The following is a 15238-nucleotide window of genomic DNA, read 5'->3' as shown; positions in this document are numbered from 1 at the left end:
CCCGACGGAAGGGACGCGATCATGCCTGCTGACACCGTCGTACTGGTGCATGGATTCTGGGTGACGCCGCGGAGCTGGGAGCACTGGATCACCCACTACGAAGCGCGCGGGTTCCGGGTGCTGGCACCGGGCTACCCGGGGTTCGAGGTCGAGGTGGAATCACTCAACGCGGACCCGGACCCGATTCTGAAAGTGACCGTGCCGGCGATCATCGAGCACCTGGAGTCAGTGATCCGCGAACTGGACACGCCGCCGATCATCATCGGGCACTCGGCCGGCGGGGCGTTCACGCAGATCCTGCTCGACCACGGCTTCGGAGCCGCCGGGGTGGCGCTGAACTCGGCGCCCACCGAGGGCGTCCGGGTGGTGCCGTTCTCGCAGGTGAAGTCGACGTTCCCGGTGCTGAGGAGCCCGGCGAACCGGCACAAGGCGATCCCGCTGTCGTACGACGAGTGGAAGTACGCGTTCACGAACACGTTCGGCGAGGAGGAGGCGCGGGCGCTGTACGAGCGCTACGCGATCCCCGCGAACGGCGGGATCCTGTGGGGGAGCGTGCTGTCGAACTTCCAGCCCGGTCACCAGGACACCTGGGTCGACTACCACAACGACGCGCGCGCGCCGCTGCTGTTCGTGTCCGGCTCCGAGGACCACATCATGCCGCCGGAGATCCAGCGCTCCAACGCCAAGCATTACAAGTCGCAGACCATCACCGAGATCCGCGAGTACGACGGGTACGCGCATCTGCTGCCGGCCCAGGCTGGGTGGGAGAAGATCGCGGACGAGGTGCTGGACTGGGCAGTGAAGCATTCGTGAGCCAGGCGCGCATCACCCACATCGGCGGCCCGACGACGTTGATCGAGGTCGACGGGTGGCGGCTGCTCACCGACCCGACCTTCGACCCGCCGGGGCGGCACTACAGCTTCGGCTGGGGTTCGGGCTCACGCAAACTGACCGGGCCGGCGATCGCGGTCGACGAGCTGCCGCCGATCGACGCCGTACTGCTGACGCACGACCACCACGCCGACAATCTGGACGACACCGGCCGGGCTCTCCTGCCCAGGGCGGGCGCCGTGGTCACCACCGCGGCTGGTGCTTCGCGGCTCGGCGGCGCGACGATCGGTCTGGTGCCGTGGTCGGTTCACACGCTGCGGCAGCCTGGCCGACCACCGCTCGAGATCACCGCGACGCCGTGCCGGCACGGGCCGCCGCTCAGCCGCCGGATCACCGGCGACGTGATCGGCTTCGCCTTGCGCTGGCCGGGGCAGGAACACGGCGCGCTGTGGATCTCCGGGGACTCTGTGCTGTACGACGGAATCCGGCAGGTCGGCGGCCGATGTGAGGTCGGCACTGTGCTGCTGCACCTCGGCGCCGTGCAGTTCGGCATCAGCGGGCCGGTTCGGTACACGATGACCGGTCGCGACGGCGTGGAGCTGTGTTCGCTGCTGCGGCCGCGCACGATCGTCCCGGTCCACTACGAGGGCTGGAGTCACTTCCGGCAAGGCCGCGCCGGCATCGAGTCGGCGTTCTCGTCGGCGAAGGCGGACCTCACCTGGCTGGAGATCGGGACGCCAGGAACCCTGCAGGTCTAGGGACCTGCGGCGTCACTCGTTGTCGTCGGTTTCGCGTTCGATCTCGAAGCGGAGTTGCTTGCCGGAGCGGATGCGTTCGATGGCGGAGAGGCAGGCTTCTTCGCTCATGTCGACGCCGATCTCGGCGAGTTTGTGGCGCAGCACGCGAGCGGCGTCCTCGGCCGACCGGGCACTGGTCTCGTTGATCGCCTCGATCGTGGTCGCGGTGAGCATCTCGCGGATGTCCGGGTGAACCTTGTGGATCTCGTGCGTGATTCTGAACTCGGTCATCGCGACTCGCTCTCTCGTTCGCCCCCGCGGGCCGGTTTTACTCGACACCAGAGTAGTGTCCCGGCGCCGGTCAGGCGCGCTAAGCGAGCACGCGATTTACGAAACCTTCAAGGCGTGTCGCGAGCCGCTCGGCCCGCACCTCGGGGTCGGCGGTTTCGCCTTGTGGTACGTCGAGTTCGCGCAGGCCGCGGACGTACAGCGAACAGGCCAGGTCCGCGCAGATGTACGTACCCACCGTGTTGCCCGCGCGGCCGGCCGTGCCGGCCCGGCGGGCGGCGAACAGGGCGACGTCGGTGAGGTGGTGTGCGGTGTTGCACAGGTCGCACAGCCCGGCGCCGCGCCGCGGCGCACCCGAGGCCTGGGTGTTCACCGCGATGCCGGTCACGCCGGCCTCGCGCCGGACCACCAGATAACCGCGGTTGGGCGCCTTCGGGTCGCGCCAGCCGAGGTAGTCCAGCGACTCCCAGGGGAGTTCGGTGAACCGGGGCGGCAGCGTCATCGCCTTGATCTGGCTCTTGGACGAGTTGACGAACGAGCGCCTGATCTCGTCGGCGCTGAGCGGTTCCACGACGGTCCCTCCGATCTTTCGACCACCTATGAGACCCGGTACCGTCGTACGCCCGCAACCGAATAACCCGTTGCTGCAGGCAACGGTCGGCTCCCGGCGCGGCCCGCGGTCCGGGTCCGCGGCCCGGACACGCCCTACCCGGGGTAGACATCTGGGCGCGATAGGTGAAAGCTGGACGGTGAAAACTTCAACTACTCTCCCTGGAGGATTCCGGTATGTCCAACGAGTACGCCGCCCTGTCCGGTGACTACACGATCGACACGGCGCACAGCCGGGTCGGCTTCGTCGCCCGGCACGCGATGGTGACGAAGGTGCGGGGGTCGTTCGACGAGTTCGAGGGCTCGATCCACATCGACGGGGAGACCCCGGAGAAGTCGTCCGGGAAGGTGACGATCCAGGCCAAGAGCATCAACACGCGGAACAGCCAGCGCGACGACCACCTGCGCAGCAACGACTTCCTGGACATGGACAACCAGCCCGAGATCACGTTCGCGTCCACCGGCATCAAGCAGACCGGTGACGCGGAGTTCGTGGTGTCCGGGGACCTGTCCATCCGTGGTGTCACGAAGCCGGTCGAGATCGCGTTCGAGTACACCGGCACGGCGACCGACCCGTTCGGCAACGAGCGCGTCGGCCTCGAGGGCTCCGTGGTGATCAACCGCAAGGACTTCGGCGTCAGCTGGAACGCGGCGCTCGAGGGCGGCGGCGTCCTGGTCAGCGAGAAGGTCACCCTGGAGATCGAGGTCTCCGCGATCAAGAACGGCTGAACCGGCGACAGATCCCGCGCCCGCCCGCCGGCGGCCGCGGGATCTTTTCGTCCACCAGCAAGCCCAGCCGTCAGTGGTACGCCGGGTTTGTGGCGGTGCGATCACGATCGGGTGTGGTTGGGATTCCGGGGGAGTGACCTGGGCAGACTCGGGGTGAGTGCCGGCTAGGTCGAGGGGTCCGCCGATGATCGACACGAGACTGAGGCGTTGGTTGCGTCCGTTGTTCGGGCGCCGCCGCGACGGTCGGCGTACGCCGGAGCTGTTCCGGCCGCGGGGTACGAGTTCGCGGGTCAGCCGGCTGGCGGCCCGGTACGACGCCGACGTGGACGCGGCGCTGCAGCGGCTGTGGCCGAAGGCGCGGATCTACCACGATCGTGAGTTCACCCGGGACCGCGCTGACTTCCTGCTGGTCGTGCGCGGGCGCGGGGTGATGGTCGAGACCAAGGTGAAGGGCGATCCCGGAGTGTTCCGGGGGTCGACGTTGCCGCCGCTGCTGGATCGCTTGGAGCGGGACGGCCGGCGGCTGGTCGTCGTACTCAATCAAGGCGATCCGACGCCGGCCCGCGAACTGATCGCGAGCAGGCTCGGTGACAAGGGCTGCGTGGTCGTGTGGTCGGGTCCTGAGCACGACGCCGAGTTGCGTGGTGCGGTCGAGGGACTGCTGCAGCAGATGGTCCGCCACCGCTGACGGACGCAGCAGTGCGGAGAGCTGAACTCTCTGCGCTGCGGGGCTCCGGTCGCGAGGTGTGCCGGCTGGCAGCGATCCGGAGACGATGTGCGGCCCGCGGGAGTCAGCAGGCGTTGGGGGTGGTCGTGCCGCCGTCGACGACCCACCGGCCCTGCAGTGGCTGGACGCGCATCTGGTCCAGCCAGCGCGTCGGCGTGGAGGCAGGCAGGACCGCGCGGCCCTTCGCGTCGACGGTTCGGGCTGCGGTGGTGTCGTAGCACGCGCTGACGATGACGCCGTTCGACGCCAGGGTGCGTTTGGCCCACAGGACTGTGGTGATGCCGGTGTTGTGGAGCCTCTTGGTGCGGTAGTACTTCGCTTGGACGCTGATCGCCTGGAACACCCTCGCCGTCATCACCGGCGCGAGCTGCTTGGTCTTGCCGCCGCCGCTGCGCATCATCTGATCCAGCGCGACCCGGTAGTCGTAGTACGCGCGGACGACCGGGTCATCCGCGCCGGCCAGGTCCGTCTGCCCGGCCACCTCGTCGGTGAGGGCATGCTTGGACGCCTTCTTGGCGCCGGGGGCCGAGGCGGCGGCGCCGGACGCGGTGTCGGTGCCGCAGCCGGCGAGCATCAAAACCGGGATCAGCGTGGCGGTCACCGCCAGGTTTCGACTGCGCATGGTGTCCGAACCTCCTGTTGGACGCGGCATCGCCGCTCGCGCCGTCGGGCACCCCCGTTGTGCACTGGGAGCCGTGCACGCCATCCGGCACTGACCGTGTAACGTCAAAATTCGGATCGTAGTCACTGTGACCTGGATCACAATGGACCCCTACCGGGGTACTGCCCGCGACCTGGCTCCCTGGCCGGATGTGCCGGGCGCCGCTGATTCCTAGCCTCGATCTCAGGACTTGAGAGCCGAGGAGAGATCATGACGGACACGCTGCACACCGGCCGGACCACACCGGATCGACCGCTATCCGGGCAGCCGGGTGCGCGCCGGCTACGGCGTCTGGCCAGGTCGATCGCGTACGACGTATTGCTGGTGCCGGTCGGCGTACGGACGATGGCCGACGCGGTGCTTGGCGAGGCGAAGACAGCAGCTCGGCGTTGGCGGAGGTTGGGCCGGCTGCTGAGCCAGGAGTCGGCGGCTGGAGCGTCGCCGGTTGGAGTGGGACGGGTGTTCGGGTACGGGCTGCTCAGTTCGGTGCTGGGGCTGATGAGCTGGTTTCTGCTGATGCTCGCGGTGACGGCGGTGGTGCGCGGGCCGTTCTACGGGTTCGTGGAGGACGGGCCGTTCGGGCCCGGGACGTGGGGCGGGCCGACGAAGGCGGGGGCCTGGGCGGTGCACGCGGCGGTATCGCTGCCGGCGATCGTGGTGTTCCTGCTCGCGCTGCGCGGGATCGCGTGGCTGCAGGCGGCGCTGGTTCGGGGGCTCGACGAGACGACGACCCGACGGTGGGTGCTCCCGGCAACTATCGCTCTGACGGCCGGAGGACTGCTGTTCTTCTGGTCTTGGCTGCAGCAGCTGTGAACTAGGGTCCAACCGTGACAGGTGAGCTGGGGATGCGGAACCGGTGGCCGCGTGGGCGGTGGGCGTGGGTCGCCGGGCTCGGCGTCGCGGCGTTGCTGGTGCTGACCGTCATGGATCTGAGTCAGCACTACAGCGTGTCGCTCGGCGCCGTACTGGCGCTGGCGATGGCGCGAGCGCTCAGCTTGGGTCTCGCCTGGCTGCGGCCACGGGCGGCGCTGGTCGTATCGCTTGCGACCACGGCGATCACGGCGGCGGTGACGACACCGGTCAGCACGGACGAGCCGTGGCCGTGGGGGACCACCGCGGCGTTCGGGCAGTCGTTCGTCCTGGCGATCGTCGGCGCGCGCGGACTCGGACGCCGTGAGCTGGTGGGCTGGTGGGCCGCCACACAGGTCGTCGGCCTGGTGGCCACGGTCCTCGCACCCGAGCGAGGCGGCTGGGCCGGCCTGGTCGCCATGGCGGTGATGTCCGCGATCGCGGTCGTCGTCGGCGATCTGATCCACTCGCGATCGGAGACGAACCGGCAGCTGGCCGAGCAGGAGAACATCAGCCGGACCGAGCGAGCCGAGCGGTCGCGGCTGCAGGAGCGGGCCAGGATCGCCCGCGAGTTGCATGACGTCGTCGCGCATCACCTGTCGGTCGTGGTGGTCCGTGCGGACAGCGCACCGCATCGGTTGCCTGACGTGCGGGACGACGTACGCGCGGAGTTCGCCGAGATCGCCGATGCGGCGCGGGCATCGCTGACGGAGATGCGACAGGTGTTGCGGCTGTTGCGGGAGCCGGTGGAGCAACCGCCGCTGGGGGAGTTGGGACCGCAGCCGGGGCTGGATCAAGTGGCGGAGCTGGTCGCGAGTACGCGGCGGGCCGGAGCGGATGTGCGGTTGGAAGCAGAGGTTCCGACCGGACTCGATCCTGCGGTCGAGTTGACGGCGTACCGGGTCGTGCAGGAGGCGCTGAGCAACGCTGTCCGGCACGCGCCGGGATCTGTTGTCCGAGTGGATGTTCAGCGGGTCGGCGATGCCCTCGAGGTCAAGGTGACCAACGGGCTGCCGCGCGAAGCGGTGCCGGCCGGTCAGGGGAGTGGGCACGGGTTGGTGGGGATGCGCGAGCGGGTTGCGCTCGTGGAGGGGACGATGCACGCCGGTCCGACCCCCGAAGGCGGTTATCTGGTGACGGTGTCGATACCGGTCGGGACGGAGGTGGCGAGTGGCGATCAGAGTGCTGGTGGTTGACGACCAGGAGATGGTGCGGGCCGGGTTCAGCGCGTTGCTGAACGCGCAGGCCGATCTCGAGGTCGTCGGACAGGCCGGCGACGGCGCCGAAGCGGTTGAACTGGCGGCCGAACTGCATCCGGACGTGATCCTGATGGACGTGCGGATGCCGGTCATGGACGGCCTCGCCGCGACCCGCCGGATCCTCGCGACCGCAGCGTCCGGGGACTCGCCGCGCGTCGTCATGCTCACGACCTTCGACCTCGACGACTACGTGTACGCCGCACTCCGGGCCGGCGCGAGCGGCTTCCTGCTGAAGCACTCGACCCCCGACGAGCTGGCGGCGGCGGTCCGGATCGTCGCCGCCGGCGATGCGCTGCTGGCGCCCTCGGTCACGCGCCGGCTGGTCGAGGATTTCGCCCGGGCACAACCCGTCGTACCGATCACGCCGGTCCACCTCACACCGCGCGAGACCGACGTACTGCGGCTGGTCGCGAGGGGACTGTCGAACCGGCAGATCGCGGCCGAGCTCGTGCTGGCGGAGCAGACGGTGAAGACGCACGTCAGCAACATCCTGACCAAACTCGATCTGCGCGATCGGGCCCAGGCAGTGGTCTACGCCTACGAAGCGGGCGTCGTCGTCCCGGGTCCGCGACACTAGAGCGATGGACGTTCTGGAACGCGTGCGCGGCCTGTGCCTGGGGATGCCCGAGGCGACCGAGCGGCCGAGTCACGGCGAGCCGACCTGGTTCGTGCGCGACAAGAAGGTGTTCGTGATGTACGCCGATCAGCACCATGACGACCGGGTCGCGGTCTGGATGGCCGCGCCGCCCGGCGTCCAGGAGTCGCTGGTCGCGGATGATCCCGAGCACTTCTTCCGGCCGCCGTACGTCGGTCATCGCGGCTGGCTCGGCGTCTACCTGGACGTCGAGGTCGACTGGGACCACTTCGAGGACCTGGTCGAGGGCGCGTACCGGCAGATCGCCCCCAAGACCCTGATCGCCCGTCTGGACGAGACCTAGTCAGGTCAGTCGTTCAGCGGGACCGACGTCTGTGGCAGGCGAGGCAGCTCCAGACTCCAGCCTGCCGCGTAGTCGGGTCGCTCCCAGTCCCACGCCCGGATCTGGGCCGCACTGCGGCGCCCGAAGATCGCCCGGAACAGCTCGTACGACGACGTCCGCACGACAGCTGGCGGACCGCCGGAGCCGGCCGAGTACGTGCCGTCCGGGGTGATGACCGTCAGCGGTCCCGGGGAGTCCAGCATCCAGTCAAGGGTGGCACTCCAGACCTCGGCCGGCGGACGCCCACTCCCGATCGCACCATGCAGGTCCGCCTCGTGCGCGCTCGCGTCGACGTACGGATTGCAGACGAGCGGATGAGACGTCGTACCGCTGACCACCAGCCGTTCGAGCGCGGGCCCCGCAGTGGCCCATTCGTCCAGGACGGCGTCGATCGGCAGATTGCGCCGGAATTCCACTTGGACCGCCGTCCAGGGCGGTCGTGGCGCACCGGCGAGGTTGCCCGCCACGAAGTCCGCCGAGACGCCCACCAGGTGGGAGACGAGGTTGTGCACACTCCACTGCGGGCAAGCGGGTACCTGCCGATCGAGATCGGCGGCGGCGAGGCCGCGGACCGCGGCCGTCACTCGTTCCCGGCTCGCGTGGTACAGCTCCGCGCTGGTTTTCGCGTCCATCACGCTTTCATTGGACCGGTAGGGTGACGCGGTGGGCAAGGGTGAAGCTGGACCGGTCGGGCAGAGGTTGGCCATCACGCTGGCGTTCGGCAGTTCGGCCGCCGTGATGGTGCTGGAGCTCGTCTCGCTGCGGCTGGTGGCGCCGTACATCGGGCTGACGCTGGAGACGAACACAGCGGTCATCGGAGTCGCGCTTGCCGCCATCGCGACCGGAGCCGCCCTCGGCGGACGGTTCGCGGACATGGTTTCGCCGAGCCGGACTCTGGGTCCGCTGATCCTCTTCGCCGGCGCGCTGGTGATGCTGATCCTCCCCGTCGTCCGCTGGACCGGTGAGGCGCTCCGGGAAGACGCCAGCAACTATGTGTTCCTGGTTCTCGCGGTGACTCTGTTCGCACCGGCCGCACTGCTCGCGGCCGTAACGCCGATGGTGACGAAGCTGCGGCTGGCGAGTCTGGCCCAGACCGGCACCGTGGTCGGCCGGCTGTCCGCCTATGCGACTGTCGGTGGGATCGTGGGCACGGTGCTGACCGGGTTCGTGTTCGTGGCGAAGACCCCGATCAGCACGATCGTGCTCAGCCTCGGTGGGCTGCTGGTCGTCGCCGGAGCCGCGTTGACCGTCGTACTGCGAGGTGCTCGAGCAGCTGTGAAGCCGGTGGCGCTCGCACTGGTCGGTGCCACGCTGACTCTGGTCGCACCACGACCCTGTGAGGTCGAGACGGCGTACCACTGCGCCCGGGTCGTTGCGGACCCCAATCGTGAGGGCGGACGGACGCTGTACCTCGACCAGCTCAGGCACTCGTACGTCGACCTGAACGATCCGACCTATCTGGAGTTCGACTACATCAAGAACTTCGCTGCCGCGATCAACGGCAGCTGGCCGGCCAAACAACCGCTGGACGCGCTGCACGTGGGCGGTGGCGGGCTGACCATGCCGCGGTACCTGACCGCGACCCGTCCGGACAGCAAGAACCAGGTGTACGAGATCGACGGGGCAGTGGTCGAGCTGGACAAGAAAGAGCTCGGAGTGCGGACCGGACCGGATCTCTCGGTCACTGTCCGGGACGGCCGACTCGGAGTCCGGGACGAGGCGACGGACAGCAAGGACCTCGTCATCATGGACGCCTTCAGCGGACTGTCCGTCCCTTGGCATCTGACCACGCGCGAGCTGGTCGCGGACGTCAAGCGGGTGCTGCGGCCCGACGGCGTCTACCTGGTCAATGTGATCGATCACGGGAAGGCCCTGTTCGCCAACTCCGAGGTCAAGACACTGCAGGCGGAGTTCGCCTATGTGGCCGTGATCGCCACGACAGACGAGTTCGCCGGGCGGACCGGCGGCAACTTCGTTCTGGTGGGCTCCGACCGGCCGATCGACGTCCGCGCGATCGAGGCAGGCGTCGGACCGGACATGGAGGTGCGGGACCAACTGACCGATTTCGTCGGCGACGCACCGGTGCTCACCGATGACTACGCCCCCGTCGATCAACTCCTCACGCCCTACGCGAGCTGAGACACGGCTCCCGGGGAGTTGTGATCTGACGCCGGGGCTTGTTGCATGAGGTCATGGACCCACGCGCAGGCCAGCCCGCTCAGCCCGAGGACCTCGTCGACATCGCCGCGTTGCTCAAGGCGTACGACGACATCACCCCGGACGTGCAGAACCCAGCCCAGAAGGTCGTCTTCGGTACGTCGGGACACCGCGGCTCGAGCCTGGACGGTGCCTTCAACGAGGCACACATCCTGGCCATCACCCAGGCCATCTGCGAGTACCGGGCCGGTGAAGGGACCACTGGTCCGCTCCTGGTCGGCCGGGACAGCCATGGCCTCTCTGAGCCGGCCTGGCGCACGGTGCTCGAAGTACTCGCGGGCAACGACGTGCAGACCCTGGTCGACAGCGCGGACCGGCTCACGCCGACCCCTGCCGTGTCACACGCGATCCTGCGGCTCAACCGCGGTGCCGGCGCCGGTGCGGACGGCATCGTCATCACGCCGTCGCACAACCCGCCCCGCGACGGCGGCATCAAGTACAACCCGCCGCATGGCGGCCCGGCGGACTCGGACGCGACCGGCTGGATCGCGGCCCGGGCCAACGCGCTGATCGCCGGCGGCAACCGGGAGGTACGGCGCAAGCCGTTCGAGCAGGCCCGTCAGCACGCGGGGGAGTACGACTTCGTCGGCCACTACGTCGACGACCTGCCCTCCGTGCTCAACCTGGACGCGATCCGCACCGCCGGCGTGCACATCGGCGCGGACCCGCTCGGTGGGGCGAGTGTGGACTACTGGGCCGCGATCGCCGAGCGGCACCAGCTCGACCTGACGGTCGTGAACCCGAGAATCGACCCGACCTGGTCCTTCATGACGCTGGACCACGACGGCAAGATCCGGATGGACTGCTCCTCGCCGTACGCGATGGCCTCGCTCGTCGCTCAGCGAGACAAGTACGACGTGGCCACCGGGAACGACGCGGACGCGGATCGGCACGGCATCGTCACCCCGGACGCCGGCCTGATGAACCCGAACCACTACCTGGCCGTCGCCATCTCCTACCTGTTCGCCAACCGCCAGTGGGGTCCGGACGTGGCGGTCGGCAAGACGCTGGTGTCGTCGTCACTGATCGACCGCGTGGTCGCGGACCTGGGCCGACGACTGTGGGAGGTCCCGGTCGGCTTCAAGTGGTTCGTACCCGGGCTGATCGACGGCTCGGTCGGCTTCGGGGGTGAGGAGTCGGCCGGAGCGAGTTTCCTGCGCTTCGACGGCACGGTGTGGACCACGGACAAGGACGGGATCCTGCTGGCGTTGCTGGCGAGTGAGATCACCGCGGTGACCGGTGAGACGCCGTCACAGGCCCACGCGAAGCTGGTCGAGCGGTTCGGTGCATCGGCGTACTCGCGGGTGGACGCACCCGCCACGCGTGAGGAGAAGGCCAAACTGGCGGCCTTGTCCGCGGACGCGGTCACAGCGACCGAGCTGGCCGGTGAGCCGATCGTGGACCGGCTGACGAGTGCACCGGGCAACGGGGCGCCGATCGGTGGGCTGAAGGTCACCACCGAGTCGGCCTGGTTCGCGGCGCGCCCGTCCGGCACCGAGGACCTCTACAAGATCTACGGCGAGTCCTTCAAGGGCGCCGACCACCTGGAGCAGGTCTTCGAGCAGGCCCGCGAGGTGGTGTCGGCAGCCCTCGCTTAGCGCACGAAGGCGTCGAGCAGCCGGTCCAGGTCCGCGGCGGGGTCGTTGGTGAGCCCGCTGTGGATCGGTCCGGGGTGTACGACGGTACTGCGGGGCGCGGCGAGCCAGCGGAAGCGCTCACCGATCCGGGTGGCCGCGGCAGGCCCACCGTCCGGGTCACCGGCGCAGATCGCGCGGATCTGCTCCAGTGACGCGCACACCACGTCCACGTCGACCGCAGGGTCCAGAGCCTTCAATCGCGACGGCTCCACGTCCCAGGCCGCGCCCAGGAAGTCCATAGCGCGGCAGTAGAGCACCGCACCGACGTTGACGAACTCACCGCGCTGGATCCGCGGCGCCGCCCGCAGAATCACATAGTCGAAAGGCACCAGATCAGAGCTCATCGACGTCCTCGCTTCGCTCCGGGCGCCGATGAGGCACGAACGCGCTGTGTTGTTTTGGTGCCCTCGCTCCGCTCGGTCACCGGGCACCTCCTGGCAGCCAGGCCGACCGGTCATCCAGGCGGGCGGTCAGATGGCCGAGATACCGCTCCCGGTCCCCGTCGTCGATCCATTCGTCCGGCACGAGCCCGATCACCTCGGTCAGCAACGCCGGTGTGATCGCGGCCGCCAGCTCCGCATCCACCGCCGGTACGCCGGGTGCCGCGATGGAGAACACGTGGTCCGAGGCGTCGTACGGGAGGCCGGCGAACTTCTCCGCGGACATCCAGGAGTGGTGGAAGTACAACGCGGCTCCGTGGTCGATCAGCCAGAGGTTCTTGTGCCAGACCAGCATGTTGGTGTTCCGCCAGGACCGGTCGACGTTGGCGACGAACGCGTCCAGCCAGAGGATCCGGGCCATCCCCTCGTCGCCTGGGTTGCCGGCCGAACCGTCGTACCCGAAGGAGCCCGGCAGGAAGTCGACGGCCAGGTTCAGGCCGGCGCTGCGGATCAGCAGTTCCTGGATCTCGAAGTCCGGCTCGGACTTGCCGATCGCGGGGTCGAGCTGGATCAGTTTCAGCTCCGGGACGCGCAGGCCGAGGCGGCGGAACAGTTCGCCGACGATCACTTCGGCGACCAGCGCCTTCGGGCCCTGCCCGGCGCCGTGGAACTTGATCACGTAGGTGCCGAGATCGTTGCCTTCGACAACACCAGGGAGCGAACCGCCCTCGCGCAACGGCAGCACGTAGCGGGTCGCGGTGACGATCGGCAGACTCACGCCGCAGAGCCTAGCCGCCGCCGGTTTGGTCTCGGGTACCGGCCGAGGGTGAGGCATCCTTCGTTCGGAGTCGAGGAAGAGCTGTTGCTGGTGTCCGCCACCGGTGATCCGCTCCCACGCAGCAAAGCGGTCGTGGCGGACCTGGAGGACGTCGAGCTCGAGCTGACGCGAGCCATGGTCGAGATCAACACTCCGGTCTGTGACACGTCGACCGAGCTCCGTGTGCACCTGACAGAGATGCGCTCCAAGCTCGCCAAGGCCGCCGCCGAGGAGGGCGCTCGGCTGCTGGCGATCGGGGTACTTCCGCACGGGGAGGCGGCTCAGCCGATCACGAAGAAGCCCCGCTACCAGGAGCTGGCCGACAAGTGGGGGCTGCTGGCGCGCGAGCAGAGTGTCTGTGGTTGTCATGTGCATGTCGACGTCCCTGACCGGGACGGAGCCACCAGGGTCAGCAACCACCTGCGGCCGTGGCTGCCGGCACTCCTCGCACTCACCGCGAACTCACCGATCTATCTGCAACAGGACACCGGCTTCGCGAGTTGGCGCTGGTTGATGACGACACGCTGGCCATGTGCCGGCCCACCGCCGTACCTGGAGTCGGTCGAGCACTATGACGCGCTGGTGGCGATGCACCTGGCGGCAGGCACGTTCATCGACGAACGGATGGTCTATTGGGATATCCGGCCGTCCACGCATCTGCCGACAGTCGAGGTCCGGGTCAGCGACGTCCCACTCACCATTGACGAGACGGTGCTGCTGGCCACGCTGATCCGTGCGCTGGTGATGACTGCGCTGGACGACGGCGGCCGGGGCCCGAAGCTCGAGCCGGAGGTACTGCGGGCCGCCTACTGGCTGGCGGCGCGCGATGGACTCACCGGTGGCGGGTTGGATGTGCGCGGCGGCGAGCCACTGCCCATGGCCCAGGTCGTCGAGCGACTGCGACGGCACGTGGAGCCTGCGCTTCAGGAGCTCGACGCGGTGGACCTGGTGAACGACGGCATCCAGCGCGCACTGGTCGACGGCAACGGCGCGGTCAAGCAACGCAAGGCTTTCCGTGAGGGCAAGGATGTCCTGGCCCTCACGGAAGTCACGCCTTAACCCCAATACCGTTCAGTTAAGATGACAGTGGTGTAGTTTGGGTGCATGCCGCGGGCGGGTTGGAAGAAGCCGGAGTCGGATCGTCGGTTGTCGGACTTGGTGTCGGTGGGGGTGTTGACGCGGGTGTTCCCGCCGGCGCTGGTTGACGAGGTGATCGCTGGGGTGGGGCGGACCGAGCGGCGTCATCGGGCGTTGCCGGCACGGGTGGTGGCGTACTTCTCGATCGGGATGGCGCTGTTTTCCGAGGGGTCGTATCAGGATGTGCTGTCGCAGTTGACCGATGGGCTTTCGTGGGCCTCGGGTTGGCAGGAGTCGTATGTGCCGCCGAGCAAGTCGGCGATCTTTCAGGCCCGTGCCCGGCTGGGGTCGGAGCCGTTGGCTGCGTTGTTCGAGCGGGTGGCCCGGCCGATCGGTGACGAGGCGACCCCGGGGGTGTGGTTGGCCGGGCGCCGTCTGGTCGCGGTCGATGGGACCTGCCTCGATGTCGCCGACACGGCGGTGAACGCGGGGTACTTCGGGCGTCCGGGGGTGAATAAGGGAGAGCAGGCGGCGTTCCCGCAGGCCCGGGTCGTGGCGTTGGCCGAGTGCGGCACCCACGCGGTGTTCGCCGCGCAGGTCGGGGCCTGCACCCAGTCCGAGGCCACGTTGACCGGCTCGCTGTTGGACCGGCTGGAACCCGGGATGGTGCTCCTGGCCGACCGGGGGTTCTTCTCCTACGCCTTGTGGCGCAAGGCGATCGGGACCGGCGCGGACCTGTTGTGGCGAGTCCGGACAGACAAGGCCGGCCCCAAACCGGCTCACGTGCGCGACCTCGAGGATGGCTCCTGGCTGGCCACTTTGCGCCGGTCCACCCCCGCGGCGGCCCGTCGCGAGGAGCCGATGCCGGTCCGGGTCATCGACTACACCATCGACGACGGACGCGAGAACCCCACCAGCTACCGGCTGTTCACCACCTTGCTGGACCCGGCCGAGGCCGCCGCGGTCGACCTCGCCGCGGCCTATACCCAACGGTGGGAGATCGAGCTGACCTTCGACGAGCTCAAGACCCACCAACGCGGACCCCGCACGGTGCTGCGATCGAAGTCGCCCGACCTGGTCCTCCAAGAGATCTGGGGACACCTGTGCTGCCACTACGCGATCCGCTGCCTCATGGGCCAGGCCGCCACCCACTCCGGCCACGACCCGGACCGGGTCAGCTTCGTCGCCGCGCTGCGGATCACCCGGCAAACCATCGCCCACCCGGGCGCCTTTTCCCCCTGACCAGCACGGCCGCGACAGTCCCGGCTGGCCGGAGTTCCTCCGGCGCCTCCTCGGTCGACTCAACCCCGCCCGGCGCAGCCGCGCCGCGCCACACGTCATCAAACGCAAGATGCCCAAGTGGCACGTCAAACGCGCCGACCACCGCGCCTGGCCCCAGCCCCAGCAACCGCCCACCTACCAAGTCAGAGCCCTTAACTGAAC

Annotated in this window: 18 protein-coding genes; 12 read left to right on the top strand and 6 right to left on the bottom strand. The window is 68.8% G+C overall.

All coding sequences use genetic code 11. The features are described from left to right. The first annotated feature begins 21 nt into the window (after window positions 1-21). Together OG558_RS40455 and OG558_RS40450 are read left to right on the top strand one after the other, a co-directional pair. Window positions 22-813, top strand: coding sequence for an alpha/beta hydrolase (locus OG558_RS40455; protein ID WP_405067763.1), 792 nt, complete (start codon window positions 22-24; stop codon window positions 811-813). Further along, window positions 810-1589 carry an MBL fold metallo-hydrolase gene (locus OG558_RS40450; RefSeq protein ID WP_405067762.1) on the top strand — a complete coding sequence of 260 codons (780 nt, stop codon included), beginning with the start codon at window positions 810-812 and terminating at the stop codon, window positions 1587-1589. The genes OG558_RS40455 and OG558_RS40450 overlap by 4 nt, the downstream gene beginning before the upstream one ends. 12 nt (window positions 1590-1601) lie before the next feature. On the opposite strand, the gene OG558_RS40445 is transcribed toward OG558_RS40450, so the two are convergent. Beyond that, window positions 1602-1859, bottom strand: a complete 258-nt coding sequence (locus tag OG558_RS40445) for a hypothetical protein (protein ID WP_329479186.1) — start codon at window positions 1857-1859, stop codon at window positions 1602-1604. A gap of 79 nt (window positions 1860-1938) precedes the next feature. Beyond that, window positions 1939-2427 (bottom strand): FBP domain-containing protein, encoded by a 489-nt coding sequence (locus OG558_RS40440; protein ID WP_405067761.1) that lies wholly within the window; start codon window positions 2425-2427, stop codon window positions 1939-1941. Between the two features lie 215 nt (window positions 2428-2642). Between OG558_RS40440 and OG558_RS40435 the strand changes: the two genes are divergently transcribed. Together OG558_RS40435 and OG558_RS40430 are read left to right on the top strand one after the other, a co-directional pair. Next, complete coding sequence (locus OG558_RS40435; protein WP_405067760.1) at window positions 2643-3194, top strand: YceI family protein; 552 nt, start codon at window positions 2643-2645, stop codon at window positions 3192-3194. A 184-nt stretch (window positions 3195-3378) separates the two neighbouring features. Continuing rightward, on the top strand, window positions 3379-3882 hold the full coding sequence (locus tag OG558_RS40430) for a hypothetical protein (RefSeq protein WP_405067759.1): 504 nt from the start codon (window positions 3379-3381) through the stop codon (window positions 3880-3882). 103 nt (window positions 3883-3985) lie between these two features. Here the strand turns inward: OG558_RS40430 and OG558_RS40425 are convergent, their stop codons facing one another. After that, window positions 3986-4543, bottom strand: coding sequence for a hypothetical protein (locus tag OG558_RS40425; protein WP_405067757.1), 558 nt, complete (start codon window positions 4541-4543; stop codon window positions 3986-3988). Between the two features lie 249 nt (window positions 4544-4792). Between OG558_RS40425 and OG558_RS40420 the strand changes: the two genes are divergently transcribed. Genes OG558_RS40420 through OG558_RS40405 form a run of 4 tightly spaced genes read left to right on the top strand, consistent with a single transcriptional unit; the run spans window position 4793 to window position 7628 of the window. Further along, window positions 4793-5395, top strand: coding sequence for a hypothetical protein (locus OG558_RS40420; RefSeq protein WP_405067756.1), 603 nt, complete (start codon window positions 4793-4795; stop codon window positions 5393-5395). 14 nt (window positions 5396-5409) lie between these two features. Further along, on the top strand, window positions 5410-6627 hold the full coding sequence (locus OG558_RS40415) for a sensor histidine kinase (protein ID WP_405067755.1): 1218 nt from the start codon (window positions 5410-5412) through the stop codon (window positions 6625-6627). After that, window positions 6602-7267 carry a response regulator gene (locus tag OG558_RS40410; protein ID WP_405067754.1) on the top strand — a complete coding sequence of 222 codons (666 nt, stop codon included), beginning with the start codon at window positions 6602-6604 and terminating at the stop codon, window positions 7265-7267. Before OG558_RS40415 ends, OG558_RS40410 begins: the two co-directional genes overlap by 26 nt. Before the next feature lie 4 nt (window positions 7268-7271). Beyond that, window positions 7272-7628, top strand: coding sequence for an MmcQ/YjbR family DNA-binding protein (locus OG558_RS40405; protein WP_405067753.1), 357 nt, complete (start codon window positions 7272-7274; stop codon window positions 7626-7628). Between the two features lie 5 nt (window positions 7629-7633). On the opposite strand, the gene OG558_RS40400 is transcribed toward OG558_RS40405, so the two are convergent. Next, the gene (locus OG558_RS40400) at window positions 7634-8299 is read right to left on the bottom strand and encodes a maleylpyruvate isomerase N-terminal domain-containing protein (protein ID WP_405072281.1); all 666 of its coding nucleotides are present in this window, start codon (window positions 8297-8299) and stop codon (window positions 7634-7636) included. Between the two features lie 31 nt (window positions 8300-8330). Between OG558_RS40400 and OG558_RS40395 the strand changes: the two genes are divergently transcribed. Beyond that, on the top strand, window positions 8331-9806 hold the full coding sequence (locus OG558_RS40395; RefSeq protein WP_405067752.1) for a fused MFS/spermidine synthase: 1476 nt from the start codon (window positions 8331-8333) through the stop codon (window positions 9804-9806). Between the two features lie 53 nt (window positions 9807-9859). Then, window positions 9860-11482 carry a phosphoglucomutase (alpha-D-glucose-1,6-bisphosphate-dependent) gene (gene pgm, locus OG558_RS40390; RefSeq protein WP_405067751.1) on the top strand — a complete coding sequence of 541 codons (1623 nt, stop codon included), beginning with the start codon at window positions 9860-9862 and terminating at the stop codon, window positions 11480-11482. On the opposite strand, the gene OG558_RS40385 is transcribed toward pgm, so the two are convergent. Together OG558_RS40385 and OG558_RS40380 are read right to left on the bottom strand one after the other, a co-directional pair. Next, window positions 11479-11865 carry a DUF3037 domain-containing protein gene (locus OG558_RS40385; RefSeq protein WP_405067750.1) on the bottom strand — a complete coding sequence of 129 codons (387 nt, stop codon included), beginning with the start codon at window positions 11863-11865 and terminating at the stop codon, window positions 11479-11481. The two genes, pgm and OG558_RS40385, sit on opposite strands and share 4 nt — an antisense overlap. 76 nt (window positions 11866-11941) lie before the next feature. After that, the gene (locus OG558_RS40380; RefSeq protein WP_405067749.1) at window positions 11942-12679 is read right to left on the bottom strand and encodes a HipA family kinase; all 738 of its coding nucleotides are present in this window, start codon (window positions 12677-12679) and stop codon (window positions 11942-11944) included. Window positions 12680-12727: 48 nt separating this feature from the next. Here OG558_RS40380 and OG558_RS40375 point away from each other — a divergent pair, with 48 nt between their 5' ends. Next, a complete protein-coding gene (locus tag OG558_RS40375) occupies window positions 12728-13777 on the top strand; it encodes a glutamate--cysteine ligase (protein WP_405067748.1) in 1050 nt (349 codons plus the stop codon). Between the two features lie 45 nt (window positions 13778-13822). Then, on the top strand, window positions 13823-15037 hold the full coding sequence (locus tag OG558_RS40370) for an IS4 family transposase (RefSeq protein ID WP_405067747.1): 1215 nt from the start codon (window positions 13823-13825) through the stop codon (window positions 15035-15037). Window positions 15038-15238 lie beyond the last annotated feature (201 nt).

The organism is Kribbella sp. NBC_01510, from assembly GCF_045040325.1.
Lineage (GTDB): Bacteria > Actinomycetota > Actinomycetes > Propionibacteriales > Kribbellaceae > Kribbella.
The sequence above is the reverse complement of the archived record's forward strand: the minus strand, read 5'-3'. Positions and strand labels throughout refer to the sequence as shown.